At 55.8% G+C, this 26,930-nt stretch carries 23 protein-coding genes and 2 pseudogenes; 24 read left to right on the top strand and 1 reads right to left on the bottom strand.

The genetic code is table 11. The features are described 5' to 3' along the window. Positions 1-33: 33 nt before the first annotated feature. The 22 genes and pseudogenes from AC19YQ_RS15750 to AC19YQ_RS15645 all read left to right on the top strand — a co-directional run. Positions 34-1,650 carry an ABC-F family ATP-binding cassette domain-containing protein gene (locus tag AC19YQ_RS15750; protein ID WP_500595468.1) on the top strand — a complete coding sequence of 539 codons (1,617 nt, stop codon included), beginning with the start codon at positions 34-36 and terminating at the stop codon, positions 1,648-1,650. A gap of 504 nt (positions 1,651-2,154) precedes the next feature. After that, positions 2,155-4,047 (top strand): tRNA uridine-5-carboxymethylaminomethyl(34) synthesis enzyme MnmG, encoded by a 1,893-nt coding sequence (mnmG, locus tag AC19YQ_RS15745; protein WP_326427639.1) that lies wholly within the window; start codon positions 2,155-2,157, stop codon positions 4,045-4,047. After that, positions 4,044-4,688: a 16S rRNA (guanine(527)-N(7))-methyltransferase RsmG gene (rsmG, locus tag AC19YQ_RS15740; protein ID WP_133074939.1), complete on the top strand. Its 645-nt coding sequence runs from the start codon at positions 4,044-4,046 to the stop codon at positions 4,686-4,688. The genes mnmG and rsmG overlap by 4 nt, the downstream gene beginning before the upstream one ends. An 18-nt stretch (positions 4,689-4,706) precedes the next feature. Continuing rightward, on the top strand, positions 4,707-5,498 hold the full coding sequence (locus tag AC19YQ_RS15735; RefSeq protein ID WP_046809500.1) for a ParA family protein: 792 nt from the start codon (positions 4,707-4,709) through the stop codon (positions 5,496-5,498). A gap of 9 nt (positions 5,499-5,507) precedes the next feature. Next, positions 5,508-6,380: a ParB/RepB/Spo0J family partition protein gene (locus AC19YQ_RS15730; RefSeq protein ID WP_133074938.1), complete on the top strand. Its 873-nt coding sequence runs from the start codon at positions 5,508-5,510 to the stop codon at positions 6,378-6,380. Between the two features lie 148 nt (positions 6,381-6,528). Further along, positions 6,529-6,936, top strand: a complete 408-nt coding sequence (locus AC19YQ_RS15725; protein WP_003437994.1) for a F0F1 ATP synthase subunit I — start codon at positions 6,529-6,531, stop codon at positions 6,934-6,936. A gap of 16 nt (positions 6,937-6,952) precedes the next feature. Then, positions 6,953-7,822 carry a F0F1 ATP synthase subunit A gene (gene atpB, locus AC19YQ_RS15720; protein WP_500595466.1) on the top strand — a complete coding sequence of 290 codons (870 nt, stop codon included), beginning with the start codon at positions 6,953-6,955 and terminating at the stop codon, positions 7,820-7,822. Between the two features lie 122 nt (positions 7,823-7,944). Beyond that, complete coding sequence (gene atpE, locus AC19YQ_RS15715; protein WP_002555987.1) at positions 7,945-8,202, top strand: F0F1 ATP synthase subunit C; 258 nt, start codon at positions 7,945-7,947, stop codon at positions 8,200-8,202. A gap of 57 nt (positions 8,203-8,259) precedes the next feature. Then, positions 8,260-8,730: a F0F1 ATP synthase subunit B gene (locus tag AC19YQ_RS15710; protein ID WP_016782874.1), complete on the top strand. Its 471-nt coding sequence runs from the start codon at positions 8,260-8,262 to the stop codon at positions 8,728-8,730. Positions 8,731-8,742: 12 nt separating this feature from the next. Beyond that, entirely contained in the window at positions 8,743-9,279 is a 537-nt protein-coding gene (locus AC19YQ_RS15705) for a F0F1 ATP synthase subunit delta (protein ID WP_046809499.1), read from the top strand. A gap of 21 nt (positions 9,280-9,300) precedes the next feature. After that, the gene (gene atpA, locus AC19YQ_RS15700) at positions 9,301-10,845 is read left to right on the top strand and encodes a F0F1 ATP synthase subunit alpha (protein WP_019828665.1); all 1,545 of its coding nucleotides are present in this window, start codon (positions 9,301-9,303) and stop codon (positions 10,843-10,845) included. A gap of 50 nt (positions 10,846-10,895) precedes the next feature. Beyond that, the gene (gene atpG / locus AC19YQ_RS15695; RefSeq protein WP_133074937.1) at positions 10,896-11,756 is read left to right on the top strand and encodes a F0F1 ATP synthase subunit gamma; all 861 of its coding nucleotides are present in this window, start codon (positions 10,896-10,898) and stop codon (positions 11,754-11,756) included. A 27-nt stretch (positions 11,757-11,783) separates the two neighbouring features. After that, positions 11,784-13,163 (top strand): F0F1 ATP synthase subunit beta, encoded by a 1,380-nt coding sequence (atpD, locus tag AC19YQ_RS15690; protein ID WP_016782877.1) that lies wholly within the window; start codon positions 11,784-11,786, stop codon positions 13,161-13,163. Positions 13,164-13,219: 56 nt separating this feature from the next. Continuing rightward, positions 13,220-13,639 carry a F0F1 ATP synthase subunit epsilon gene (locus tag AC19YQ_RS15685; RefSeq protein WP_133075339.1) on the top strand — a complete coding sequence of 140 codons (420 nt, stop codon included), beginning with the start codon at positions 13,220-13,222 and terminating at the stop codon, positions 13,637-13,639. A gap of 115 nt (positions 13,640-13,754) precedes the next feature. Then, a complete protein-coding gene (glmU, locus tag AC19YQ_RS15680) occupies positions 13,755-15,122 on the top strand; it encodes a bifunctional UDP-N-acetylglucosamine diphosphorylase/glucosamine-1-phosphate N-acetyltransferase GlmU (protein WP_326398933.1) in 1,368 nt (455 codons plus the stop codon). A 266-nt stretch (positions 15,123-15,388) separates the two neighbouring features. Continuing rightward, complete coding sequence (locus AC19YQ_RS15675; protein WP_019828670.1) at positions 15,389-16,156, top strand: DeoR/GlpR family DNA-binding transcription regulator; 768 nt, start codon at positions 15,389-15,391, stop codon at positions 16,154-16,156. A 9-nt stretch (positions 16,157-16,165) separates the two neighbouring features. Further along, a complete protein-coding gene (gene glmS, locus AC19YQ_RS15670; protein ID WP_339474989.1) occupies positions 16,166-18,001 on the top strand; it encodes a glutamine--fructose-6-phosphate transaminase (isomerizing) in 1,836 nt (611 codons plus the stop codon). A 467-nt stretch (positions 18,002-18,468) separates the two neighbouring features. Continuing rightward, positions 18,469-18,620: pseudogene (locus tag AC19YQ_RS15665) on the top strand (IS3 family transposase); the annotation flags it as partial. Positions 18,621-18,716: 96 nt separating this feature from the next. Further along, positions 18,717-19,238 (top strand): sigma-70 family RNA polymerase sigma factor, encoded by a 522-nt coding sequence (locus tag AC19YQ_RS15660; protein ID WP_500595465.1) that lies wholly within the window; start codon positions 18,717-18,719, stop codon positions 19,236-19,238. Next, complete coding sequence (locus AC19YQ_RS15655; protein WP_500595464.1) at positions 19,235-20,197, top strand: FecR family protein; 963 nt, start codon at positions 19,235-19,237, stop codon at positions 20,195-20,197. Before AC19YQ_RS15660 ends, AC19YQ_RS15655 begins: the two co-directional genes overlap by 4 nt. Positions 20,198-20,273: 76 nt before the next feature. Then, complete coding sequence (locus tag AC19YQ_RS15650) at positions 20,274-22,724, top strand: TonB-dependent siderophore receptor (protein ID WP_500595463.1); 2,451 nt, start codon at positions 20,274-20,276, stop codon at positions 22,722-22,724. 122 nt (positions 22,725-22,846) lie between these two features. Further along, positions 22,847-22,999: pseudogene (locus AC19YQ_RS15645) on the top strand (IS3 family transposase); the annotation flags it as partial. A 27-nt stretch (positions 23,000-23,026) separates the two neighbouring features. On the opposite strand, the gene AC19YQ_RS15640 reads toward AC19YQ_RS15645, so the two are convergent. Beyond that, positions 23,027-23,938, bottom strand: a complete 912-nt coding sequence (locus tag AC19YQ_RS15640) for a bifunctional GNAT family N-acetyltransferase/nucleoside diphosphate kinase regulator (protein WP_339474984.1) — start codon at positions 23,936-23,938, stop codon at positions 23,027-23,029. A gap of 336 nt (positions 23,939-24,274) precedes the next feature. On the opposite strand from AC19YQ_RS15640, the gene AC19YQ_RS15635 reads away from it, so the two are divergent. Beyond that, a complete protein-coding gene (locus AC19YQ_RS15635; protein ID WP_326398946.1) occupies positions 24,275-25,609 on the top strand; it encodes a serine hydrolase domain-containing protein in 1,335 nt (444 codons plus the stop codon). A gap of 124 nt (positions 25,610-25,733) precedes the next feature. Continuing rightward, on the top strand, positions 25,734-26,918 hold the full coding sequence (cfaB, locus tag AC19YQ_RS15630) for a C17 cyclopropane fatty acid synthase CfaB (RefSeq protein ID WP_500595462.1): 1,185 nt from the start codon (positions 25,734-25,736) through the stop codon (positions 26,916-26,918). The last annotated feature ends 12 nt before the right edge of the window (positions 26,919-26,930 follow it).

The raw sequence follows: 26,930 nt of genomic DNA, 5'->3' as shown, positions 1-26,930 counted from the left end.
CAGGGGGTAGATCTGTGCATCTCTGGAGTGCGTATGACTCTCGTTACCTCTGTAACGCTCAAAGGCGTTTCTTTTCACCTGCCCGATGGCAGTGCTCTCTTCTCGGACCTTGATCTGCATCTCGACCAGCGACGTACTGCTCTGGTGGGGCGCAATGGTGCAGGTAAAAGCGTTTTGGCACGCCTGATCACCGGGGATATCTTCCCTTCAACAGGCCATTGCACCCGAAACGGCACGGTGTATTACCTGGCCCAGTATGTCAGCCCCGACCCCGGTCACACCGTTGCAGACCTTGCCGGCGTACAGCACATCATCAGGGCCCTTGAGCACATCGAGCAGGGCAGCACTGAGCAAGCAGACTTCGATTGCATCGGCGAACGCTGGGGTATCCGTCAGCAATTACTCGATCAGTTGGCCCAGAACAACCTTGCACACTTGACGCCTTCTACCCCCACCTCAGCCCTCAGCGGAGGCGAGGCCATGCGCGTGGCCCTGATGGGGGCCTTCTTGTCTCAAGCTGACCTGTTGATACTGGATGAGCCCACCAATCATCTTGATCGCCAGCACCGTGATGCGCTCCATGAGCAGTTGCAGAACTGGCCCAACGGTTTGCTCGTGATCAGCCATGACCGCGATTTGTTGGAACACATGGAGCGCATTGTTGAATTGTCATCCCAAGGGCTCATCAGTTATGGCGGTGGTTTTTCGTTTTATGCACAGGCAAAAGCCGAGCAACTACAAGCGGCGCAGCAACAACTGGCGTCAGCCAAGCTTGAGCGCAAGCGTCAGGAACACGCCATGCGTGAACACAAAGAACGCCTTGAGCGCAGCCAATCCCGCGGCCACAAGCAGGCCAGTGATGCCAATCAGGCTAAGATTTTGCTGGGCCGGCAAAAGGAGCGAAGCCAGGCCAGTAGCGGCAAGCAGCGAGTACAACAAGACGCTGCACGGGAACATTTGTCTGCCCTGGTACGCCAGGCTGCGAGTCAGGTAGAAGAACAACAGGCCATCTTTGTTTATCCGCCCCATGCTTGCCAAAGCGCACCGTTGCAAATAGCTGAGTTGATCGATGCTCGTCTGCCCCAGGGGGCTGAGCATTTACGCACGATCAATCTCACGCTGACTCGTGGCCAGCGTATTGCCCTGATTGGGCCGAATGGATGCGGCAAGTCGACTCTGCTCAGGGTACTGGCCGGTCAACTGTCAGTCATTTCAGGCCAGGCCAGGACCTTCGTAACCACTGCTTATCTCGACCAGGATCTGGGGCTGTTAAAACCTGAGCAGTCCGTACTTGAGCAATTGCTGTCCCAAAATCGGCAGCTCAATGTAGGAGAATTACGCACCCGACTGGCGCAATTGGGTCTCAATGCCGATCGAGTCAACCAGCCATGCCATCGACTGAGTGGCGGTGAGCGCCTGAAAGCCGCCATGGCTTGCGTGTTTTATGCCGCTTCACCGCCGCACCTGCTATTGCTCGATGAACCGGCCAATCACCTGGATCTGCCTTCGGTTTTGGCCCTGCAGGACATGCTTGAACAGTATTCGGGAACTCTGATTGTCACCTCACACGATGAGGTGTTTTTGGCAGCAATCGGGGTTACCCACAGACTGCAGGCATCACCCACAGGGTGGCTGAACCAGCCCGTCTGATGAGACAGGCTTGTACCGTTTATCACTTTTATGACTCACCGATTGTACGACCGCTTGATGGATTAGCCATTCCAGCGGTTTTCGGCTGCCTGTTTATTGGCCAAAAACCGCATAAATCGTTGAATAAGCTCTGTGTATAACTGGCCCTCAGGTCAGTGGGTAAGTAGGCCTGAAAACTGAAGATAACCACCCCTGTGGATAAGCACATGTTTTACCCACAGGCTTAAAGCACTTATCCCAACCCCTCATCGGTGCATAACCACAGACTTTTGAATCTCTGTACAGTACGTAGAATATAGCCTGTAGCAATCTATCCACAGAAATGTGGCTCAGTAGAAATAAACATAAAAACAAAGCTTTATAAATTTCTTCTCTATTTATTTATCTATCTTGCCCTTATCCACAGCTGGTTAAATTTTGTGCAAAGGGTTCTTTAAGAAGGGCGAAGTCCCTATACTTCGCGGTCTATCCAAAAAACCCCTAGTAACAGGCACGAGGTGCGTGGTGAATTTCCCTTCCCGTTTTGCAGTGATCGTCATCGGCGGCGGTCACGCCGGAACCGAGGCTGCACTTGCTTCAGCACGCATGGGCGTAAAAACCCTGCTGTTGACCCACAACGTGGAAACCCTCGGGCAAATGAGCTGCAATCCTGCGATTGGCGGGATTGGTAAAAGCCATCTGGTTAAAGAAATCGACGCCCTGGGCGGCGCGATGGCAATGGCTACCGATAAAGGCGGCATCCAGTTCCGTGTACTTAATGGGCGTAAAGGCCCGGCAGTACGGGCAACCCGTGCACAGGCCGACCGCATTCTGTACAAGGCGGCTATTCGCGAAACGCTTGAAAACCAGCCCAACCTGTGGATATTTCAACAGGCTGCTGATGACCTGATCGTTGAACAGGATCAAGTGCGGGGCGTAGTGACCCAAATGGGCCTGCGTTTTATGGCTGATGCTGTGGTTTTGACCACAGGTACTTTCCTCGGTGGACTTATCCACATCGGGATGCAGAATTACTCGGGTGGCCGAGCCGGTGATCCACCTTCGATCGCCCTGGCACACCGCCTGCGTGAACTGCCCCTGCGAGTTGGTCGCCTGAAAACCGGTACACCACCACGTATCGATGGGCGCTCTGTGGATTTCTCGGTCATGACCGAGCAACCAGGCGATACACCGATTCCAGTGATGTCGTTCATGGGCAACAAAGAACAGCATCCGGCTCAGGTCAGTTGCTGGATTACCCATACCAACGCCCGTACTCACGAAATCATCGCGTCCAACCTCGACCGCTCACCGATGTACTCGGGCGTAATCGAAGGGATTGGCCCGCGTTACTGCCCGTCGATCGAAGACAAGATTCACCGCTTTGCCGATAAGGAAAGCCATCAGGTTTTCATCGAGCCGGAAGGTTTGACCACTCATGAGCTGTACCCGAACGGGATCTCCACATCCTTGCCGTTCGACGTGCAAATCCAGATCGTGCAATCGATTCGCGGCATGGAAAACGCCCATATCGTGCGGCCCGGCTATGCCATCGAATACGACTACTTCGATCCGCGGGACCTGAAATACAGCCTTGAAACCAAGGTAATCGGCGGCTTGTTCTTCGCAGGACAAATCAACGGCACTACCGGTTACGAAGAAGCCGGGGCCCAAGGTTTGCTGGCTGGCGCCAACGCGGCATTGCTCGCACAGGGCAAGGAAAGCTGGTGCCCGCGTCGCGACGAGGCGTACATCGGAGTATTGGTCGACGACCTGATTACCCTGGGTACTCAAGAGCCGTACCGGATGTTTACATCCCGTGCCGAATATCGGCTGATCCTGCGCGAAGACAACGCCGACATGCGCTTGACCGAAAAAGGTCGCGAATTGGGCCTGGTCGATGACGCCCGTTGGGCCGCTTTCTGCACCAAGCGTGAAAGCATCGCGCAAGAAGAACAGCGCCTGAAAAGCACTTGGGTTCGCCCGGGCACTGAGCAGGGCGATGCCATTGCAGCTAAATTCGGCACGCCGCTGACCCATGAATACAATTTGCTGAACCTGCTGACACGCCCCGAAATCGACTACGCGGGTCTGGTTGAAGTGACTGGGCAAGGCGCAGAAGATCCGTTGGTCGCCGAGCAGGTTGAGATCAAAACCAAGTACGCCGGATATATCGATCGTCAACAAGACGAAATTGCCCGTCTGCGCGCCAGTGAGAACACCAAACTGCCTGTGGATATCGATTACACGATCATCTCCGGGCTGTCGAAAGAGATCCAGAGCAAGCTGGGCGCAACCCGTCCCGAGACCTTGGGGCAGGCTTCGCGTATTCCAGGTGTGACGCCTGCGGCGATTTCCCTGTTGATGATTCACCTGAAAAAGCGCGGCGCTGGCCGCACGTTGGAGCAAAACGCTTGAGTTCGCTGGTTACCGCGCAACACGCCGAAGAGTTATCCACAGGTGCACGCCAATTGGGCGTAGCACTGTCCGAAAACCAGCATCAGCTATTGCTGGGTTATTTGGCCCTGTTGATCAAATGGAACAAGGCCTACAACCTCACGGCTGTGCGTAACCCGGACGAAATGGTTTCGCGCCATTTGCTCGACAGCCTCAGCGTGATGCCCTTCATCGAAAATGGCCGTTGGCTGGATGTGGGCAGCGGCGGCGGCATGCCGGGCATTCCCCTGGCGATCCTGTTTCCCGAGTCCCAAGTGACCTGTCTGGACAGCAACGGCAAGAAAACCCGTTTTCTGACCCAGGTGAAACTCGAGCTCAAGCTGGATAACTTGCAAGTTATCCACAGTCGCGTTGAAGAGTTTCAGCCAGAGCTGCCATTCAATGGAATTGTTTCCAGGGCTTTCAGCAGCATGGAGAACTTCAGCAACTGGACACGCCATCTGGGCAACAGTGAAACGCGCTGGTTGGCAATGAAGGGCGTTCATCCGGCTGATGAGCTGGTAGCATTGCCGTCTGATTTTCGTCTAGATAGCGAACACGCCTTGACTGTTCCAGGTTGCCAAGGCCAACGCCATCTGCTGATACTGCGCCGCACGGCATGATTGGGAACGCAAGCAAGAATGGCTAAGGTATTCGCAATAGCGAACCAAAAGGGTGGTGTGGGTAAAACCACCACCTGTATCAACCTCGCAGCATCGCTGGTCGCGACCAAGCGCCGCGTGCTTCTGATCGACCTCGATCCACAAGGCAACGCCACCATGGGTAGCGGTGTGGATAAACATGGTCTCGAGAATTCGGTCTACGACCTGTTGATCGGTGAATGTGATCTGGCCCAGGCCATGCACATCTCCGAACACGGTGGGTACCAGCTTCTGCCCGCAAACCGTGATTTGACGGCAGCTGAAGTTGTATTGCTCGAAATGCAGATGAAAGAAAGCCGTCTGCGTACTGCACTGGCGCCGGTTCGCGAGAGCTACGATTACATTCTGATCGATTGCCCGCCGTCTCTGTCGATGCTGACCCTGAACGCTCTGGTTGCTGCCGATGGGGTCATTATCCCCATGCAGTGCGAGTACTTCGCACTCGAAGGCTTGAGCGATCTTGTGGATAACATCAAGCGCATTGCCGAACTGCTGAACCCGAACCTGAAGATCGAAGGCCTGCTGCGGACCATGTACGACCCGCGTCTGAGCCTGATGAACGATGTATCGGCTCAGCTCAAGGAACACTTCGGCGAGCAGCTCTACGACACGGTGATTCCGCGCAACATCCGCTTGGCCGAAGCGCCGAGTTACGGCATGCCGGCACTGGCGTATGACAAAAATTCCCGTGGCGCGATTGCTTACCTTGCCCTGGCGGGCGAGCTGGTTCGTCGTCAACGTCGTACCACCCGCACGCCTCAGCCAACTTAAGGAAATCCCATGGCCGTCAAGAAACGAGGTCTCGGACGCGGACTGGATGCACTCCTGAGTGGTCCAACGGTCAGCTCGCTGGAAGAGCAAGCGGTCAAGGTTGATCAAAGCGAACTGCAACACTTGCCTCTGGACCTGATCCAGCGCGGCAAGTATCAGCCTCGTCGCGACATGGATCCCCAGGCGCTTGAAGAGCTGGCCAGCTCGATCAGGACCCAGGGCGTGATGCAGCCAATCGTGGTTCGCCCGATTGATGGCAACCGCTTTGAGATCATCGCCGGTGAACGTCGCTGGCGCGCCAGCCAACAGGCAGGCAAGGACACCATCCCGGCGATGGTGCGTGATGTGCCGGATGAAACCGCCATCGCGATGGCGCTGATCGAAAACATTCAGCGCGAAGATCTCAATCCGATTGAAGAAGCCGTCGCCTTGCAACGCTTGCAGCAAGAGTTCCAGCTGACTCAGCAGCAAGTTGCCGACGCTGTGGGTAAGTCCCGGGTGTCTGTGGCTAACTTGTTGCGATTGATTTCCTTGCCGGAAGTCATCAAAACCATGCTGTCCCACGGTGACCTTGAAATGGGTCATGCGCGGGCATTGCTCGGTTTGCCTGAAACTCAGCAGGTTGAAGGGGCGCGACACGTTGTCGCACGAGGTCTGACAGTGCGTCAGACCGAAGCACTTGTTCGCCAGTGGTTGAGTGGCAAACAAGAGCCTGCTGAACCGGTTAAACCAGATCCGGACATTGCCAGGCTCGAACAGCGTCTGGCAGAGCGCCTAGGCTCTGCGGTGCAGATTCGCCACGGAAAGAAGGGAAAAGGCCAGTTAGTGATTGGTTACAATTCTCTGGATGAGCTTCAAGGAGTGCTTGCTCACATCCGCTGAAACAATTCCCCATGTAGCGTGCAGTCGGAAATCACTACCTGACAGTTGAATAGGGGCTTAAGCGCCCCTATACTCTGCGCGCATTTTGTCGGCACAAATTATGCCAAGTTTTCTGTTTTTGGTAGCCGACCTTTGAGGAGCAGTTGTGATGGAAACCCGCACGCCAAACCGCTTGCCGTTCCATCGCTTGGCGGTTTTTCCGGTTTTGCTGGCTCAATTTGTCGTTTTATTGCTGGCTGCTCTGGGGCTCTGGCAATGGCATGGAGTCGTCGCCGGATATTCAGGACTCTGCGGAGGCCTGATAGCTTTGCTACCCAATGTGTATTTTGCTCACAGGGCTTTTCGGTTTTCCGGCGCCCGAGCAGCGCAAGCCATCGTCCGGTCGTTTTACGCTGGCGAGGCGGGCAAGTTAATTTTGACGGCAGTGCTGTTCGCGCTGACGTTTGCAGGTGTGAAGCCATTGGCGCCGTTAGCAGTATTCGGCGTCTTCGTGTTGACCCAACTGGTCAGCTGGTTCGCTCCCCTGCTAATGAGAACAACACTTTCGAGACCTTAGGGCGTTTGAGGCAACCATGGCAGAAACAACCGCTTCGGGCTATATCCAGCACCACTTACAGAACCTGACCTTTGGGCAGCTACCTGATGGCGGCTGGGGCTTTGCTCACACCGTTGCAGAAGCTAAAGCAATGGGTTTTTGGGCTTTCCACGTCGATACCCTCGGCTGGTCGCTTTTTGTAGGTCTGATTTTCATCCTCGTATTCCGCATGGCGGCCAAGAAGGCAACTTCCGGTCAACCAGGCGCACTGCAGAACTTCGTTGAAGTACTGGTGGAATTCGTTGATGGCAGCGTAAAAGACAGTTTCCACGGTCGCAGTGCAGTTATCGCACCGCTGGCGCTGACCATTTTCGTGTGGGTGTTCCTGATGAACGCCATCGACCTGGTTCCGGTTGACTGGATTCCTCAGTTGGCGATCCTGATCACTGGCGATGAGCACTTCCCGTTCCGTGCCGTACCGACGACTGATCCAAACGCGACCATGGGCATGGCCCTGTCGATATTCGCGCTGATCATCTTCTACAGCATCAAAATCAAGGGCATCGGCGGTTTTATCGGCGAACTGACCCTGCACCCGTTTGGCAGCAAGAACATTTTTGTTCAAGCGCTGCTGATTCCGGTGAACTTCCTGCTCGAATTCGTGACGTTGATTGCCAAGCCTATTTCGTTGGCTCTGCGTCTGTTCGGCAACATGTACGCTGGCGAACTGGTGTTTATCCTGATCGCCGTGATGTTCGGCAGCGGCCTGCTTTGGCTTAGCGGTCTGGGCGTGGTGCTGCAATGGGCGTGGGCTGTATTCCACATCCTGATCATCACCTTGCAAGCGTTCATCTTCATGATGTTGACCATCGTCTATCTGTCGATGGCACACGAAGATAACCACTAAGATCCGCTTCGGCGAGTCTGGTGCTCCTCTCACCTTCGGGTGAGAGGGCGTCGCAAAATGATTTTGTTTTACCGCTTTAATCTAAAAACCTAAACCATACGACGTAAAAGTCGGGAGGAAAGATGGAAACTGTAGTTGGTCTAACCGCTATCGCTGTTGCACTGTTGATCGGCCTGGGCGCACTGGGTACCGCAATTGGTTTCGGCCTGTTGGGTGGCAAGTTCCTGGAAGGCGCAGCGCGTCAACCAGAAATGGTTCCAATGCTGCAAGTTAAAATGTTCATCGTTGCCGGTCTGCTCGACGCCGTAACCATGATCGGTGTTGGTATCGCACTGTTCTTCACCTTCGCGAACCCCTTCGTTGGTCAACTCGCTGGCTAATCACTCGAATTTTCGAGTTGATTAGAGTGATGGACAACGAACGAGCGAGGTGTTGGCGTGAACATTAATGCAACCCTGATTGGCCAGTCCGTTGCGTTCTTCATTTTTGTACTGTTTTGCATGAAGTTCGTGTGGCCTCCGGTCATCGCGGCATTGCAAGAACGTCAGAAGAAGATTGCGGCTGGACTGGACGCTGCTAACCGAGCAGCTCGCGACCTGGAGTTGGCCCAAGATAAAGCGGGTCAACAACTGCGCGAAGCTAAGGCTCAAGCAGCTGAAATCATTGAGCAAGCCAAGAAACGCGGTACTCAGATCGTAGACGAAGCCCGTGAACAGGCTCGCGTTGAAGCTGACCGTGTGAAGGCTCAGGCTCAGGCCGAGATCGAACAGGAACTGAACAGCGTTAAAGACGCCCTGCGTGCCCAATTGGGTAGCTTGGCTGTTGAAGGCGCAGAGAAGATCCTGGGTGCCACAATCGATCAAAACGCGCACGCGGAGCTGGTTACTAAACTGGCTGCTGAAATTTAAGCGAGGGCGATCATGGCAGAATTGACCACGTTGGCCCGACCTTACGCTAAGGCAGCCTTCGAGCACGCCCAGGCCCACCAGCAACTGGCCTCTTGGTCAGCCATGCTCGGCCTGGCTGCAGCAGTGTCGCAAGACGACACTATGCAGCGCGTGCTCAAGGCCCCGCGACTGACGAGCGCAGAAAAGGCCGCCACGTTTATTGACGTGTGCGGCGACAAGTTCACTGTAGAAGCACAGAACTTCATCAACGTCGTTGCCGAAAACGACCGTCTCCCGCTATTGCCGGAGATCGCCGCTCTGTTTGACCTGTACAAGGCTGAACAAGAGAAGTCGGTAGACGTAGAAGTGACCAGCGCTTTTACATTGGACCAAGAACAGCAAGACAAACTCGCCAAGGTTCTCAGTGCACGACTCAACCGGGAAGTGCGCCTGCAAGTTGCGGAGGATGCCAGCCTTATAGGTGGTGTCATCATCCGCGCCGGCGACCTGGTTATCGATGGCTCGGTTCGCGGAAAACTCGCAAGCCTTGCCGAAGCATTGAAATCTTGAGTTTGAAGGGGCAGCAGAGCAATGCAGCAACTCAATCCTTCCGAAATAAGTGAAATTATCAAGGGCCGCATCGAAAAACTCGATGTGACCTCCCAAGCCCGTAACGAAGGCACTGTCGTCAGCGTATCTGACGGTATTGTGCGGATTCACGGTCTGGCCGACGTAATGTACGGCGAGATGATCGAGTTTCCGGGCAGCGTCTTCGGTATGGCTCTCAACCTGGAGCAAGACTCTGTAGGTGCCGTAGTATTGGGCGCATACACGACTCTGGCTGAAGGCATGAGCGCCAAGTGCACTGGCCGCATCCTGGAAGTTCCGGTTGGTAAGGAACTGCTGGGTCGCGTTGTCGACGCACTGGGTAACCCAGTTGATGGCAAAGGTCCACTGGGCAACACCGAGACTGATGCAGTCGAGAAAGTTGCTCCAGGCGTGATCTGGCGTAAGTCGGTAGACCAGCCTGTACAGACTGGCTACAAGGCTGTCGATGCCATGATCCCTGTCGGCCGTGGCCAGCGTGAGCTGATCATCGGTGACCGTCAGATCGGTAAAACCGCTCTGGCGATCGACGCGATCATCAACCAGAAGAACAGCGGCATTTTCTGTGTATACGTAGCGATCGGTCAGAAGCAATCGACTATCGCTAACGTAGTTCGCAAGCTGGAAGAAAACGGCGCGTTGGCTAACACCATCGTCGTTGCTGCCAGTGCTTCCGAATCCGCAGCGCTGCAGTTCCTGGCACCGTACTCCGGTTGCACCATGGGCGAATACTTCCGCGACCGCGGTGAAGACGCACTGATCGTTTATGACGATCTGTCCAAGCAAGCAGTGGCTTACCGCCAGATTTCCCTGCTGCTGCGCCGTCCACCAGGCCGTGAAGCTTACCCAGGCGACGTGTTCTATCTCCACTCCCGTCTTCTGGAGCGCGCATCCCGCGTATCCGAAGAGTACGTAGAGAAGTTCACCAACGGCGCAGTGACCGGCAAAACCGGTTCCCTGACCGCACTGCCGATCATCGAAACCCAGGCTGGCGACGTTTCCGCGTTCGTTCCGACCAACGTGATTTCCATCACTGACGGTCAGATCTTCCTGGAATCGGCCATGTTCAACTCCGGGATCCGTCCTGCAGTGAACGCCGGTGTTTCGGTATCCCGTGTGGGTGGTGCCGCTCAGACCAAGATCATCAAGAAGCTGTCCGGTGGTATCCGTACCGCTCTGGCTCAGTACCGTGAACTGGCAGCATTTGCCCAGTTCGCATCTGACCTGGACGAAGCGACCCGTAAGCAACTTGAGCATGGTCAGCGCGTTACCGAGCTGATGAAGCAGAAGCAATACGCACCAATGTCGATCGCTGACATGGCGCTGTCGCTGTATGCCGCTGAGCGTGGGTTCCTGACTGACGTCGAAATCACCAAGGTCGGTAGCTTTGAACAAGCGCTGATTGCTTACTTCAACCGCGATCACGCCGAACTAATGGCGAAGATCAACGTTAAAGGTGACTTCAATGACGAAATCGATTCTGGCATCAAAGCCGGTATCGAGAAGTTCAAGGCCACCCAAACCTGGTAAGCCGCAGCGGGAGCCGCAAGGCTCCCGCTTGCTAACCTGATAGGTGTTACATGGCAGGCGCAAAAGAGATTCGCAGTAAGATTGCGAGCATCAAAAGCACGCAAAAGATTACCAGCGCCATGGAAAAAGTGGCGGTCAGCAAAATGCGCAAGGCACAAATGCGCATGGCTGCTAGCCGTCCTTATGCGGAGCGTATCCGCCAGGTTATTGGGCATTTGGCTAACGCCAACCCGGAATACCGCCACCCATTCATGATCGACCGCGAAGTTAAGCGTGTGGGTTATGTGGTTGTGAGCAGTGACCGTGGTTTGTGCGGTGGTTTGAATACCAACCTGTTCAAGGCTTTGGTCAAGGACATGGCGGTAAACCGTGAAAACGGCGTCGAGATTGATCTGTGCGTGGTCGGCAGCAAAGGTGCGGCATTTTTCCGTAACTTCGGCGGTAACGTCGTCGCTGCTATCAGCCATCTGGGTGAAGAACCGTCGATCAATGACTTGATCGGCAGCGTTAAGGTGATGCTGGATGCTTACCTGGAAGGCCGTATTGACCGCCTGTCCGTGGTATCCAACAAGTTCGTCAACACCATGACGCAACAGCCTACTGTGGAGCAGTTGATTCCACTGGTGGCGACCCCGGATCAAAAACTCAAGCACCACTGGGACTATCTCTACGAACCGGATGCCAAAGAGCTGCTAGACGGCTTGATGGTGCGTTACGTGGAGTCGCAGGTGTACCAGGCGGTGGTCGAGAACAGTGCAGCTGAACAAGCTGCGCGGATGATCGCAATGAAGAACGCCACTGATAACGCCGGTGACTTGATCAGCGATTTGCAGCTGATCTACAACAAGGCGCGTCAGGCTGCGATCACCCAAGAGATCTCGGAAATCGTCGGCGGCGCTGCCGCGGTTTAACGGTTCAAATATTCAGAGGATCCAGCTATGAGTAGCGGACGTATCGTTCAAATCATCGGCGCCGTGATCGACGTGGAATTTCCACGCGAAAACGTACCGAGCATCTACAACGCGCTGAAAGTACAAAGCGCGGCCGGAACCACTCTGGAAGTTCAGCAACAGCTGGGCGACGGCGTGGTTCGTACCATTGCGATGGGTTCCACCGAGGGCTTGAAGCGCGGTCTGGAAGTCACCGACTCTGGCGCAGCCATTTCCGTTCCAGTCGGTAAAGCGACTCTGGGCCGGATCATGGACGTTCTGGGCAACCCGATCGACGAAGCTGGCCCGATTGACACCGAAGAGCGTTGGGGCATTCACCGCCCAGCACCGTCCTTCGCTGAGCAAGCTGGCGGCAACGACCTTCTGGAAACAGGCATCAAGGTTATCGACCTGATCTGCCCGTTTGCTAAAGGCGGTAAGGTTGGTCTGTTCGGTGGTGCCGGTGTAGGCAAAACCGTAAACATGATGGAACTGATCCGTAACATCGCCATGGAACACAGCGGTTACTCTGTGTTTGCTGGTGTGGGCGAGCGTACCCGTGAGGGTAACGACTTCTACCACGAGATGAAGGATTCCAGCGTACTGGACAAAGTGGCACTGGTTTACGGTCAGATGAACGAGCCGCCGGGTAACCGTCTGCGCGTAGCACTGACTGGCCTGACCATGGCCGAGAAGTTCCGTGACGAAGGTAACGACGTACTGTTGTTCGTTGACAACATCTACCGTTACACCTTGGCCGGTACTGAAGTATCCGCACTGCTGGGCCGTATGCCTTCGGCAGTAGGTTACCAGCCGACTCTGGCTGAAGAGATGGGTACTCTGCAAGAGCGCATCACTTCGACCAAGAACGGTTCGATCACTTCGATCCAAGCGGTATACGTACCTGCGGATGACTTGACTGACCCGTCGCCTGCGACCACGTTTGCCCACTTGGACGCTACCGTCGTTCTGTCCCGTGACATCGCTTCCCTGGGTATCTACCCAGCAGTAGATCCACTGGATTCGACTTCGCGCCAGCTGGATCCGAACGTTATCGGCCAGGAACACTACGACACCGCTCGCGGCGTTCAGTACGTGTTGCAGCGTTACAAAGAACTGAAGGACATCATTGCGATCCTGGGTATGGACGAGCTGTCGGAAACCGACAAGCAGTTGGTATCCCGCGCTCGTAAGATCCAGCGTTTCTTGTCTCAGCCGTTCTTCGTGGCAGAGGTCTTCACTGGCGCTTCGGGTAAATACGTTTCCCTGAAAGACACCATTGCTGGCTTCAAAGGCATCCTCAACGGTGACTACGACCACCTGCCAGAACAAGCGTTCTACATGGTCGGCGGCATCGAAGAAGCGATCGAGAAAGCCAAGAAACTGTAATTCCGGCGCCCGGCAACGGGCGCTAATCAGGTTGAGGCAATCAGATGGCTAATATGATGACAGTCCATTGCGATATCGTCAGTGCGGAAGGAGAAATCTTTTCCGGTCAGGTCGAGATGGTGATTGCGCACGGCAGCCTGGGTGATCTTGGTATCGCTCTGGGTCATGCTCCGCTGATCACTGAACTCAAGCCAGGTCCGATCCGCCTGATCAAATTGGGTGGTGAAGCCGAGGTGTTTTACATCTCCGGTGGTTACCTCGAGGTTCAGCCGAACATGGTCAAGGTTCTTGCCGACACCGTGCAACGTGCTGCCGACCTGGATGAAGCCTCCGCTCAGGAAGCCGTCAAGGCTGCCGAGAAGGCCCTGAACGAAAGAGGCGCAGAATTCGATTACGGATCTGCTGCTGCACGACTGGCCGAGGCTGCAGCTCAGCTGCGCACCGTTCAGCAAATCCGCAAAAAGTTTGGCGGCTAAGCCTCCTGCTTCATTGTGTGATTGATTAAAAAGGGTAGCCTCGGCTACCCTTTTTCTTTTTCCGCGAAATACTTTTTGGTCGCAACCGCTGACCACCCAGGATTGGTAGCCAGTCATGTCTCTCGATATCGTTATTCTCGCTGCAGGTCAGGGCACCCGCATGCGTTCATCCTTGCCAAAGGTTCTGCATCCTGTGGCAGGCAACTCCATGCTCGGCCATGTTATCCACAGCGCTCGCCAGCTCAAGCCGACCGGCATCCACGTCGTTATCGGGCACGGTGCCGAACTGGTCCGCGAGCGTTTGGCAGCTGATGATCTGAATTTTGTGCTGCAAGACAAGCAATTGGGGACTGGCCATGCCGTGGCCCAGGCATTGCCATTTTTGACGGCTCAAAATGTACTGATCCTTTATGGGGATGTGCCGCTGATCGAAGTTGAGACCTTGCAGCGTTTGCTCAAGCAAGTCGGCCCTGAGCAATTGGGTCTGCTGACTGTGAACCTGGCCGACCCGACCGGTTATGGCCGGATCGTGCGTGACGCCAACGGCAACGTCAGTGCCATCGTTGAGCATAAGGATGCGACCGAAGCCGAACGTGCCATCAGTGAAGGCAACACCGGGATTTTGGCGTTGCCGACCCAGCACCTGGGTGACTGGATGAGCCGCCTTTCGAACAATAACGTCCAGGGCGAGTATTACCTGACCGACGTGATTGCGATGGCAGTGAATGATGGTCTGGTAGTGGCTACCGAACATGCACACGACCCGATGGAAGTGCAGGGCGCCAATGATCGCAAGCAACTCAGTGAGCTGGAGCGTCATTACCAGCTACGCGAAGCCCGACGCTTGATGGCATTGGGTGTGACCTTGCGTGACCCGGCCCGTTTCGATGTGCGCGGTGAAGTGACGGTGGGCCGTGACGTGCTGATCGATATCAACGTGATTCTGGAAGGCCGTGTGGTCATCGAAGATGACGTGGTGATTGGCCCCAACTGCGTGATCAAAGACAGCACCTTGCGCAAAGGCGTGGTAGTTAAAGCCAATAGCCATATCGACGGCGCCGTGATGGGTGAAAACAGCGATGCCGGCCCATTCGCTCGTTTGCGCCCGGGTAGCGTGCTGGATGCCCGTGCCCATGTGGGTAACTTTGTCGAATTGAAAAATGCCCACCTGGGTGAAGATGCCAAGTGCGGCCATCTGACTTACCTGGGGGATGCCGAGGTCGGGCCACGCACCAACATTGGCGCGGGCACGATCACCTGTAACTACGATGGCGCCAACAAGTGGAAAACCGTGTTGGGGGCCGATGTGTTTATCGGTTCGAACAACTCTCTGGTAGCGCCTGTGGATATCTCCAACGGTGCAACCACCGCAGCGGGCTCAACCATCAACCAGGATGTTGCCCCTGAGCAACTGGCAGTCGGTCGTGCGCGCCAGCGAAATATTGATGGCTGGAAGCGTCCGGTTAAGCAGCCAAAGGCTTGATGTGGACTTATCCACAGATCAGCTTGGCGATCTGTGGTTATCAACAAGTCATCCTATAACTGTTTAAAATCAATAAGTTACCTAAAGCCTTATCTACAGTCTGTGGATAAGGCTTTATTTTTATCCGATTTGGATAACGATAGGTCCCAGTAATACAGGGCGACATTGAGTTATTCACAGAAAAAACCTGCAACATTTTCTTGACGGGGATTTCGAGATAAGGTTTCATTGCTTTCGTTATCTTTCGAAACGAAACTTAAGCCGTTATGTCCAAACGCAATACACCACAACGCAGACACAACATCCTGGCCATGCTTGCAGAGCAAGGCGAAGTCAGTGTGGATGAGCTGGCCAAGCGCTTCGAAACCTCCGAGGTTACGATCCGCAAGGATTTGGCTGCACTCGAAAGTAACGGTCTGCTTTTACGTCGTTACGGTGGTGCTATCACCATGCCGCAAGAACTGGTCAGTGATGTTCCTCAACCGGTTTCACTTTATAAGCAAGCCATTGCCCGCGCGGCGGTTGGCCTGATTAAAGAGCATGCGCGCATCATCATCGACAGCGGCAGCACCACGGCTGCGATGATTCCACAATTGGGCCTGCAGCCGGGCCTGGTGGTGATGACCAACTCCCTGCACGTCGCCAATGCACTCAGTGAACTTGAACACGAGCCTGTGTTGCTGATGACCGGGGGCACCTGGGATCCGCACTCTGAATCCTTTCAGGGGCAGGTTGCCGAACAGGTGTTGCGATCCTACGACTTCGATCAACTATTCATCGGTGCTGACGGCATAGACCTGCAGCGCGGCACGACAACTTTTAACGAGTTGTTGGGTCTGAGCCGGGTCATGGCTGACGTCGCGCGAGAAGTGATCGTAATGGTCGAGTCGGACAAGATTGGTCGCAAGATACCCAACCTGGAACTGCCCTGGAGCAGCGTCCACACCCTTATTACCGATGATCGCCTGCCGCTGGAGGCACGCGAACAGATTCAGGCCCGGGGCATAACACTGTTATGCGCGGCCCTAAGCTAGGAGAATTTTATGTGCGGAATTGTAGGCGCAGTCGCTGAACGCAACATCACGGCCATTTTGCTTGAAGGCCTGAAACGACTTGAATACCGTGGCTACGACAGTGCTGGTGTTGCTGTTTTTACCAACAACGGCACCCTGGAACGCATGCGTCGCAACGGTAAAGTTGCTGAGCTTGAGCAAGCGCTGGCCGGTGAACCACTGGCAGGGCGTCTGGGCATCGCTCACACCCGTTGGGCAACTCACGGCGCGCCTTGCGAGCGTAACGCTCACCCGCATTTCTCCGGTTCCGATCTGGCTGTGGTTCATAACGGCATCATCGAAAACCATGAAGCCTTGCGCGAGCAACTTAAAGGCCTGGGTTACGTTTTTACTTCGGACACTGATACTGAAGTCATTGCCCACCTGCTTGAGCACAAACTCCAAGACCACAGCGACCTGACTGCGGCCCTCAAAGCCACTGTTAAAGAGTTGCACGGTGCGTACGGCCTGGCCGTGATCAGCGCCAAACAACCGGATCGTCTGGTTGCTGCCCGTAGCGGTAGCCCGCTGGTGATCGGCCTGGGTCTGGGTGAAAACTTCCTGGCTTCCGACCAATTGGCATTGCGCCAGGTAACTGACCGCTTCATGTACCTGGAAGAAGGCGATATCGCTGAAATCCATCGTGACAGCGTTCAGATCTGGGATATAGATGGCCACAGCGTTCAGCGTGAAACCGTGCAGTACAGCGATGGTGCTGAAGCGGCTGACAAGGGTGAATATCGCCACTACATGCTCAAGGAAATCCACGAGCAGCCAGCAGTGGTGCAGCGCACCCTGGAAAACCGCTTGGGTCAGGACCATGTGCTGGTACAAGCCTTCGGTCCACAGGCCAAGGAATTGTTCGCCAAAGTACGCAATGTTCAGATCGTAGCCTGTGGTACCAGCTACCACGCCGGGATGGTGGCTCGTTACTGGCTTGAAAGCCTGGCCGGTATTCCTTGCCAAGTCGAAGTGGCGAGCGAATTCCGCTACCGCAAAGTCGTGGTGCAGCCAGATACCTTGTTTGTTTCGATCTCTCAGTCGGGCGAAACCGCAGACACCCTGGCCGCTCTGCGTAATGCAAAAGAACTGGGCTTCCTGGGCAGCCTGGCGATTTGCAACGTAGGTATCAGCTCGCTGGTGCGTGAGTCTGATCTGACGCTGCTGACCCAAGCAGGTCGTGAAATTGGCGTGGCTTCCACGAAAGCCTTCACCACCCAGCTGGTGGGCCTGTTGCTGTTGACGCTGTCACTAGGTCAAGTGCGCGGCACCCTGGAAGCGGGCGTTGAAGCTCAGCTGGTTGAAGAATTGCGTCGTTTGCCGGCACGTTTGGGCGAAGCCCTGGCGATGGACTCGGTTGTCGAAAAAGTGGCTGAATTGTTCGCCGACAAACACCACACCCTGTTCCTGGGTCGTGGTGCTCAGTTCCCGGTGGCAATGGAAGGTGCACTCAAGCTCAAGGAAATTTCGTACATCCACGCTGAAGCGTATCCAGCGGGCGAGTTGAAGCACGGCCCTCTGGCGCTTGTGGATAACGACATGCCGGTAGTGACCGTTGCACCGAACAATGAATTGTTGGAAAAACTGAAATCCAACCTTCAAGAAGTTCGTGCCCGTGGTGGTGAACTGATCGTGTTTGCAGATGAACAGGCAGGCATGACCAATGGCGAAGGCACCCATGTGATCAACATGCCGCATATCCATGATGTGCTGGCACCGATCCTCTACACCATCCCGCTGCAATTGCTGTCGTACTACGTGGCCGTGCTTAAAGGCACTGACGTCGACCAGCCGCGTAACCTGGCTAAATCCGTGACTGTGGAATAAGTGGCAGCGCGATAACAGGCAGTGGTTTTAGAGAGTTAAAACTGTCGCAGGCCGCTGATTGTTCTGATCAGGCGCCTGCCACAGTTCTCATTGCTTGCACGAAGCAATCCCTATGAGAAGCTGCCGGCAAGCCAAAGTACCGCGGTGCCTGGCGCGACGTAAAACGAGTTCCAGCGGGTGCCTACTGGCGTACAAAGTCTGGATCCGGGGCGCGGGTTGCCCTGAGGCTACGAGTCACCAGGTTGCGTGTAGGATCAAGCACCAATTCGCGGTGCGATCGGTCCAGCTTCCATTTTGCTTTGCAGTGTGGAGGAGTAAACCATTCAAATTTGCCATCGCTTGCGGCCTTCCCACAGGCGCAATCACCTTCATAAGCGATGGTGAGTTGCCCCTGCGATGCGATACCAATCAGGTAGCTGGTGGTTCCAGTCTGGTTGGTGAACAACTGCCGGTGCATATCCACCAGGATTACCGACGTGACGGAGTTTCGGGTCGGGGGCAGAAACTTTATCTCTCGCCGATCCGTGACCTCTATAACGGCGAAATAATCGCTTTCAAGACCGCGAGGCGCCCGCTGTTCGACATGGTTGGTGCGATGCTACGCCAGGCTTTTGAAAAGTCATGGGGGTATGCGTTTAGGTCATAACGCCCAGGCATTGTCAGAAGGTTAGCAATGCCACTAGTATAGAATCATTCTCATTCAAGCCCGCCACCCATGAAGCCTCTTTCAAGCACTGACACGGACAGTCTCGACACTTTGTACAAGGGCTATCACGGGTGGCTGCTGGTCTGGCTGCGCCGACGCCTGGGCTGCCCGCACAACGCGGCGGACATGGCGCAAGAGACTTTTATCCGCTTGCTGACGGCGGGGGCTTACGTGACCCCGCGCGAGCCGCGGGCTTTTCTAGCCACCGTGGCGCGGCGCTTGATGGTTGATCGCAGTCGTCGGCAAAAGCTTGAGCAGGCGTATCGCGAAGCCTTGGCGCAACACGTTGAGCACCTAGAGCACGCGCCTTCCCCCGAGCAAATACTCGCCGCAGTGCAAGCGCTGGAACACATTGCCCGCGCACTTGAGAGCATGCTCCCGCGCGCGCGCCAAGCCTTTGTTTTGCGCCACCTCGACGGCCTGAGCCACGCACAGATCGCCGAGCAACTGAACGTGTCGACCAAAACCGTGCAGAACTATCTGGTACAGGCTCTATTGCATTGCCACGCCGCGACCGAAGAGCCGCTATGAGCAGGCCTTCGCTTAAAATCATGCGTCAGGCGGCGGTATGGCTGGTGCGACTGGACGATGAACCCAGTGCAGCCGAGCATCGCGACTTTGCTGAGTGGCTGGCCCTTGCACCCGAACACCGCAATGCGATTGAGCGCCTGCAAGGCAGCCTCGCCCCCCTGCGCGAATTACCCCTCGCGCCGACCCGTGCCGCACTGGCCACCCTGAGCCATCGTTCATCGGGCAAACGTGCGCTCAAAGCCCTGGCGTTGGGCGCGCTGGTACTGCTGCCCGGCGCGCTGGCGTTGCAGCAATTTGCGCCGGCTTACCTGTTGGCAGACATTCGCACCGGCACCGGGCAATGGCATGCGCAAAAGCTTGCAGACGGTACGTGGCTGCGCCTTGATGCGCGCTCTGCGGTGGACCTGGACTTCGATGCCCACAGCCGCACGCTGCGCTTGATCAGCGGGGAAATCCTCCTGGACGTGGCCAAGGATGCCAATCGCCCGTTCCGGGTCATCACCGACCAAGGCAGCGTACGTGCCTTGGGCACCCGATTTGTGGTGGAACGCCTGGACGGGGCCACGCGCCTGGCCATGATCGAGTCGAGCACCGAGGTCAAAAACGCCGCACAGCAGCGCACAGTGCATGCCGGCGAGCAAGTGCGTTTCGATCAGGCGGGCATTTACCCGCAGGGATCCGTCGACGGTGCCGAGATTGAACAAGCGTGGGCCCGGCACCAGCTCATCATCAAGGATCAACCACTGTCGCAAGTCCTTGATCAACTGGACCGTTACCACAGCGGTTACCTGATGTTCGACCGCACCGAGCTGGCCAGCCTCCAGGTTACCGCCGTGCTGCCCGCCGACGACAGCCCGCGCGCCCTGCGACTGTTGGCCCGCAGCCTGCCGATCAAAATAACGACGTACACACCGTGGATGACCCGCATCTCGCTTGAACCGGAGCAAGTGCCCAAATAAAAAATATTGTCAGTTGCTTCCAATTCTCATTTCCCGGCCGTCCTTGTTGTAGCCAATCCATCAGAGAGTCGGGAAAATGCCTTCAACCTCGCCCATGCGCCCACCATTCACCCCTGCCAGTGCCTTGGTCCTGGCGCTCAAGCTCAGTGCCGGCAGCCTGGCACTGGCCGCCTTTGCCCCGGCAATGGCCGAGCCACTGAATCACTACAACATCCAGGCCGGGCCCTTGGCTGAGGTCTTGAGCCGCTATGCACGTGAGTCCGGGGTGTCGATTTCTTTTGAGACGCGCCAACTCGCCAGCCAGAACAGCAACGGCCTGACAGGTGATTACGGGGTGGACGAAGGATTTGCTGCATTGCTGCGCGGGCACGGCCTGCAAGCCGTGCCGAGCAGCGATGGCTATGTGCTGATGGTCGTGCCGCAAGCACAAGGCGCGGTCGAACTGGACGCCACCCGGGTCAACGCCAACACCGTGGGTGTGAGCTCAGAAGAGACCCGCGCTTACACCGTAGGCTCCACCAGCACCGCCACACGACTGCCGATGAGCCTGCGCGAAACACCGCAATCGGTGAGCGTGGTCACCCGTCAGCAGATGGACGACCAAGGTATGAAAAACCTGGATGACGTGTTGCAGGACGCGCCGGGCATCACCATCGTCAAAAACGGCGGCGAGCGCTCGCTGTACATGGCGCGCGGCCAATTGGTCGACACCCTGCAAATTGATGGCGTGCCCACCAACATCAGCAACGCCTATTCGATGGACGCGATCTCCAAGCCCACCACCGATATCTATGACCGCGTCGAAATCGTGCGCGGCGCGACCGGTTTGCTGGAAGGTGCCGGCAACCCGTCCGCCACCATCAACCTGGTGCGCAAACGCCCGACGGCCGAGCCCCAGGCGCTGATCGAAACCTCGGTCGGCTCGTGGGACGACTACAAAACCATGGTCGATCTGTCATCGCCCCTGAACGATCAAGGAACAGTGCGCGGGCGCACGGTCATCACCTACAACAACGCCAACAGCTACATGGACACCGCGAAAAAAGAAAATCAGGTGTTCTATACCCTGCTGGAAGCCGACATCAGCAAAGACACCTTGGCAACGCTCGGTTTCAGCTATCAGAAAGAGCGCAACTCGGGGTACGACTGGTCCGGTTTGCCGACCCAGGAGAGTGGCAAGTTCTACCCGCTGTCGCGCTCGACGTCGCTGACCGGCAAGTGGAACCATCTGGATAAACGCAACACCACGGTGTTTAGGGATATCCAGCACTACTTCGTCAATGACTGGAAACTGGTGGTCGCTGCCAACCAGACCTGGGCCAAATCGGACTTTCTCGGCAACTACACCCAGCGTGTGAACGGCACCGAGAACATGTTTACCTTGAACCCACGGCACTTCCGCTACGACGACACACAGACCAGCGTAGATACCTACCTGTCCGGGCCTTTCAGTTTCATGGGAAAGCAGCACGATCTGGTCGTGGGCAGTAACGTGCGGGTCGATGATTTCGACTACCACGGTGGCCGCGATGCGTCCTACAAATACGTGTTTGACATCACGGATCCGGGCAGCTTTAACCCACCGACGCCTACCGGGCTTAACGTCAACCAATGGAAGTACAACATCACGCAGAAACAGGCCGGGGTCTACGCGGCGGGCCGTTTCAGCCTGACCGACAGCACCAAACTGATCCTGGGCAGCCGTATCAGTTGGTTCAAGAACGAGAGCATGTCGTTCGTCAGCAAGAAGATTAACAACGAGTACGAAAAAAACGCCGAAATCACCCCGTACGCGGGTCTGGTCCAGGAGCTGAATGACAACATCTCGGCCTACGCCAGCTACACCGAAATCTTCAAACCGCAGAACAACCTCGACAGCAACGGCTCGGTGCTCAAACCGATGACCGGCTCAAACTACGAGTTGGGGCTTAAAGGAGAGTTTCTCGACAAGCGCCTGAACACCTCGGCGGCAGTGTTCCAGACTGACCAGATCGGACGTGCAGAAGCCTACAGCGACGCTCAAGCAGATACGCTGTGCCCGGAGTTGCCGAACGGCTGCTACCGCGCTTCAGAGAAGGTGCGTAATCGAGGGATCGATCTCGAACTCAACGGTGCATTGACCGCTGACTGGAACCTGTCGGCAGGCTACACCTACACCCAGTCCAAATACGTGGCCGGTAGCCAGAAAGGCGAGGACTATTCAGCCTTGTCACCACGCCACCTGTTTAAAGTGACCACGGACTACCGCTTGCCGGGCGTCATGAACCAGACACGCGTCGGCGGCAGTTTCTTTGCGCAAAGCAAAATGACCAACACCTACCCGGGCGACGATTACAAAATCCAGCAGCAAGGCTATGCCCTGACCAATCTGCATGCGATCTACGAGATCAATAAAAACCTCGAAGTCCAATACAACCTCGATAACGTGTTTGACAAGAAGTACTACCAAAGCACCGGCAACACCAATTACTGGAACTTCTACGGCGCGCCGCGCAACTTCAACCTGGCATTAAGGGCGAAGTTCTAAAGCGGCTGAGAGTCTGTAGGAGCCTCCCCGCCACCATGCGCCGCGCTGTCGCGCAGCAAACAGGCCGCCGATAATCGACAGCATCCCCCAATCGGTTCCCTCTCCTTCGGGAGAGGGCCAGGGTACCGACTCCTGGCTACATGACCGGTCAACAAGCTCAGAGAGACATCAGTCAGTGCCTGATGCATCACTACAACTGGATTCGACCTCATCAATTTAACGATGGGTTGGCTCTGGCAAAAACCGAAGAAAACCTTCAAACCGTGTCCGGGATCAAGACGCACACTGAGCAAACGGTTCAATTACAGGTGGAAGTGGCCTGCAGCCTCCGGCTGGTAAAGCACTTTCCTGATCTCAATCCGGCGGGTCCGATCAGAAATTCGCCAGTCGATAGTATCCCCCTCCTGATAACCCAGAATGGCGGCACCGATGTCGGAATACACGGAATGCTTTCCTGCGTTGCTGTCCGCATCTTCAGGGTAGACCAAGGCCACTTCGATCTCTTCGTCGTCCAGTTGCAGCAAGGCCCTGGAGTTCATCGTGACGACATTGCACGCCACCTGTTGCGGCTTGACGACAATGGCACGCTCAAGCTCATGTTCGAGTTCAACAACGACCGGGCCTTGCTCGAGCGCGATCAGACTCTCGAGCCTGGCCTTGTCGATTTCGGTGATGTAGATCCTGGTGGAGTCGCCAACGGCACCTTCACGCAAGAGCTGGAGATAGCGCCCCGCCGTCATGGAAAATGACTTCAAAGTCGGCGATTCGCTCTCAAGCACAAAGCCGCTGCGTAGAAAGGCTTTCAGCGAGCGCGCGTTGTCCGGGTGGATCTTGGCGATGAGCTTCTTGGCTCGCATGTCGAGGAAGGCCAGTTTCATGCCTTCGCGGATCGTACGGGCGCCAAGGTTTCGGCCCCATTTGTCGCTGTCTCCGATGACCAGAACGATCTCGCAATTTGAGCCGGTTTTGATTAGACGGACAAAACCCACTGGGGCGTCATGCCTGTCAAAGGCCATGAAGAACCGGCCACCCTGGTTGAATAGATGGGTCAGGATCGGCAATTGAGTCCGATCAATGGCTTGCTCAATGGAGCGGGAGACATGACGTGAATCGCTCAGATAGCAGGTAACGCGTTCATCCTCCAACCAATCCATCAACGTCAGCGCGTGTGCACGAGTAATTTCAGGGCACAGCGAAATGAAAGGCTTGTTCATCTTGACCACACTTACTTGTTAAGAATGGAAGCCCTTCATGGCTAGGGTCATGACGGTTCTTCGGCAACCGGCTATTTTAAGACATAACGCGACTAATGCCGAATAGCCTGGAGGTTTTGAGGAAACCACCGTTTTTGCCCCTTTATCCGACCGTACGTGGATGTCGTGTCATTAGCAGGTGCAACAGTTTTAACGCTCTACATTCTGTAGCAACAACTCGACCCGCCCTGCGGGTCGAGTTGTTTTCGGGCTGTGGATAAGAGGGATATGAGCTATACAGATCAGTCACTTCTACCGCAAGGTGGTGTGCGGCCTTGAACTGAAAAGGAATATTCGATGTTTAAACAATTTTTTAAACCTGCCCGTACCGGCGCAGTTTTTTTACTGTCTTGCCTGGCTGCCTCTATAGCCTGTGCCACTGAAAAAACCACTTACCCGGATGCCGCCGCCAGCGACCCGGCGAAGATGGGCTGGATGGTCGGCGCGCCGCCACCACCTGATCGCATTGTGCGGTTTGCCGATGGCAGTTATTTCCAGTTTCCGGCCATGCGCTGGAGTGTTTCCAACTTTCGCCAATTGATGCCCACCACCAATGTTTCACGTGGCCTGGGCGCACCGGTACCGCTGGCTCAAGCCTTGCGCACGGATATCGACGGGTTGACCTTTGTGCCGCTGGGCAGCAAGCAACCGATGACCTGGGAGCAATCTCTGGCGGCGAACTACACCGACGGCATTGTTGTATTGCACCGCGGAAAAATAATTTATGAGCGCTACTTTGGCGTCCTGAACCCCGAAGGTCAGCACGGCGCAATGTCGATGACCAAATCGGTGGTTGGCACCATGGGTGCCATGCTGGTGGCTGACGGCACGCTGGATGCCAATAAAAAAATTGCAGAGTATGTGCCGGAGCTGGCCAAGTCGGCTTTTGGCAACGCCACCTTGCGTCAGGTGCTGGACATGACCACGGGGCTCAAATACAGCGAGGATTATGCCGACCCCAATGCTGAAGTCTGGAAGCATGCCCAGGCCGGTAACCCGCTGCCCAAGCCCAAGGGCTACACCGGCCCGCAAAGCTATATGGAATATTTGCAGACAGTTGAGCCAGAAGGTGAGCACGGCCAGGCATTCGCCTATAAAACAGTTAACACCGATGTACTGGGCTGGGTGATTGCACGGGTGACAGGGCGCAACGTTGCACAGTTACTCTCCGAAAAAATCTGGCAACGCATTGGCGCAGAACAGGCTGCTTATTTTACCGTCGACTCAATCGGCACTCCGTTCGCAGGCGGCGGCTTGAATACCGGGCTGCGGGACATGGCCCGATTTGGCGAGATGATCCGTAATAATGGCCAGTACCTTGGGCAGCAAATCGTGCCCAAAACGGTTATCGATGATATTCGTGGTGGTGGCGACAAAGCAGCCTTTGCCAAGGCCGGTTATGACCTGCTCAAAGGCAGCAGCTATCGCGACATGTGGTGGGTAACGCATAACGCCGATGGTGCCTTTATGGCTCGCGGTGTTTATGGGCAGCGCACCTATATCGACCCGAAGGCCGAGATGGTGATTGTGCGCTATGCCTCCAACCCGATTGCCAGCAACTCGGCGAATGATCCGGTGACCATTCCGGCGTTCGAGGCCCTGGCCAAGCAGCTAATCGCTCACCCGGAGTGATTACACCCTAAAGCGGCGCAGCGGGTTGCGCACGATCTGTGTGCACCTCTGGTCCACGAAACTGACAGTGTTCGTTATTCGTCTAACCTATAGTTTTGAGATCTGAACTGAAGGAGGAACACAGATGCTCGCGCAACTTCCGCCGGCCTTACAGAAACTTCAACTTCCATTACGGCTAAGGCTGTGGGACGGGCATGAGTTCAATTTTGGCCCGAGCCCCAGCGTCACGATTGTGGTCAAGGATCCGACCCTGGTGGCTCAGTTTACTCATCCCAGTCTGGACCTTCTGGGCAGCGCTTTTGTTGAGGGTCGACTTGAACTGGAAGGCTCGATCAGCGAAGCCATTCGTGTGTGCGATGAGTTGAGTCAGGCATTGCTGGACGATGATGAGGACACCACGCCACCTCGCGTGCATCACGACAAGGCCACAGATGCCGAGTCCATTTCCTATCACTATGACCTGTCCAACGACTTCTATCAGTTGTGGCTCGACCGCGACATGGCCTATTCCTGTGGATATTTTGAAACCGGAGAAGAGAGCCTGGATGAGGCACAACAAGCCAAGTTCCGTTTGCTGTGCCGCAAGCTGCGACTCAAACCCGGTGAATATTTATTGGATGTTGGTTGTGGCTGGGGTGGGCTGGCGCGTTTTGCCGCGAGGGAATACGGGGTCAAGGTGTTCGGGATCACCCTGAGCAAAGAGCAACTCACACTTGCTCGCGAGCGGGTCAACGCCGAAGGCCTGCAAGACAAGGTTGATCTGCAACTGCTGGACTATCGTGACCTGCCTCAAGATGGGCGGTTCGATAAAATCGTCAGCGTCGGGATGCTCGAGCACGTGGGGCACGCCAACCTGCGTGAGTATTGCGAGATCCTGTCCAGGGCTGTGCGTGAGGGCGGGTTGGTGATGAATCACGGGATTACCTCCAAGCACACCGATGGTCGTCAGGTAGGCCGGGGGGCGGGTGATTTTATCGATCGTTATGTATTCCCCAACGGGGAGTTGCCGCATCTGTCGATGATGACTGCCGAAATCAGCGAAGCAGGACTGGAAGTGGTGGATGTCGAAAGTTTGCGTCTGCATTACGCACGCACGCTGGAGCATTGGAGCCAGCGACTGGAGCACAACCTTGAGGCTGCCGCCAGGCAGGTGCCGGAACAGGCCCTGCGAATTTGGCGGCTGTATCTGGCGGGGTGTGCTTACGCCTTTGCTCATGGATGGATCAACATTGATCAAATTTTAGCGACCAAGCCCCATGCGGATGGTTCGCTGGAGCTGCCACCAACCCGTGCGGACATTTATCGCTGACAGGTTTTTACA

This window comes from Pseudomonas sp. MF06569 (assembly GCF_059862735.1).
This window is presented reverse-complemented; position numbering and strand designations above follow the sequence as displayed.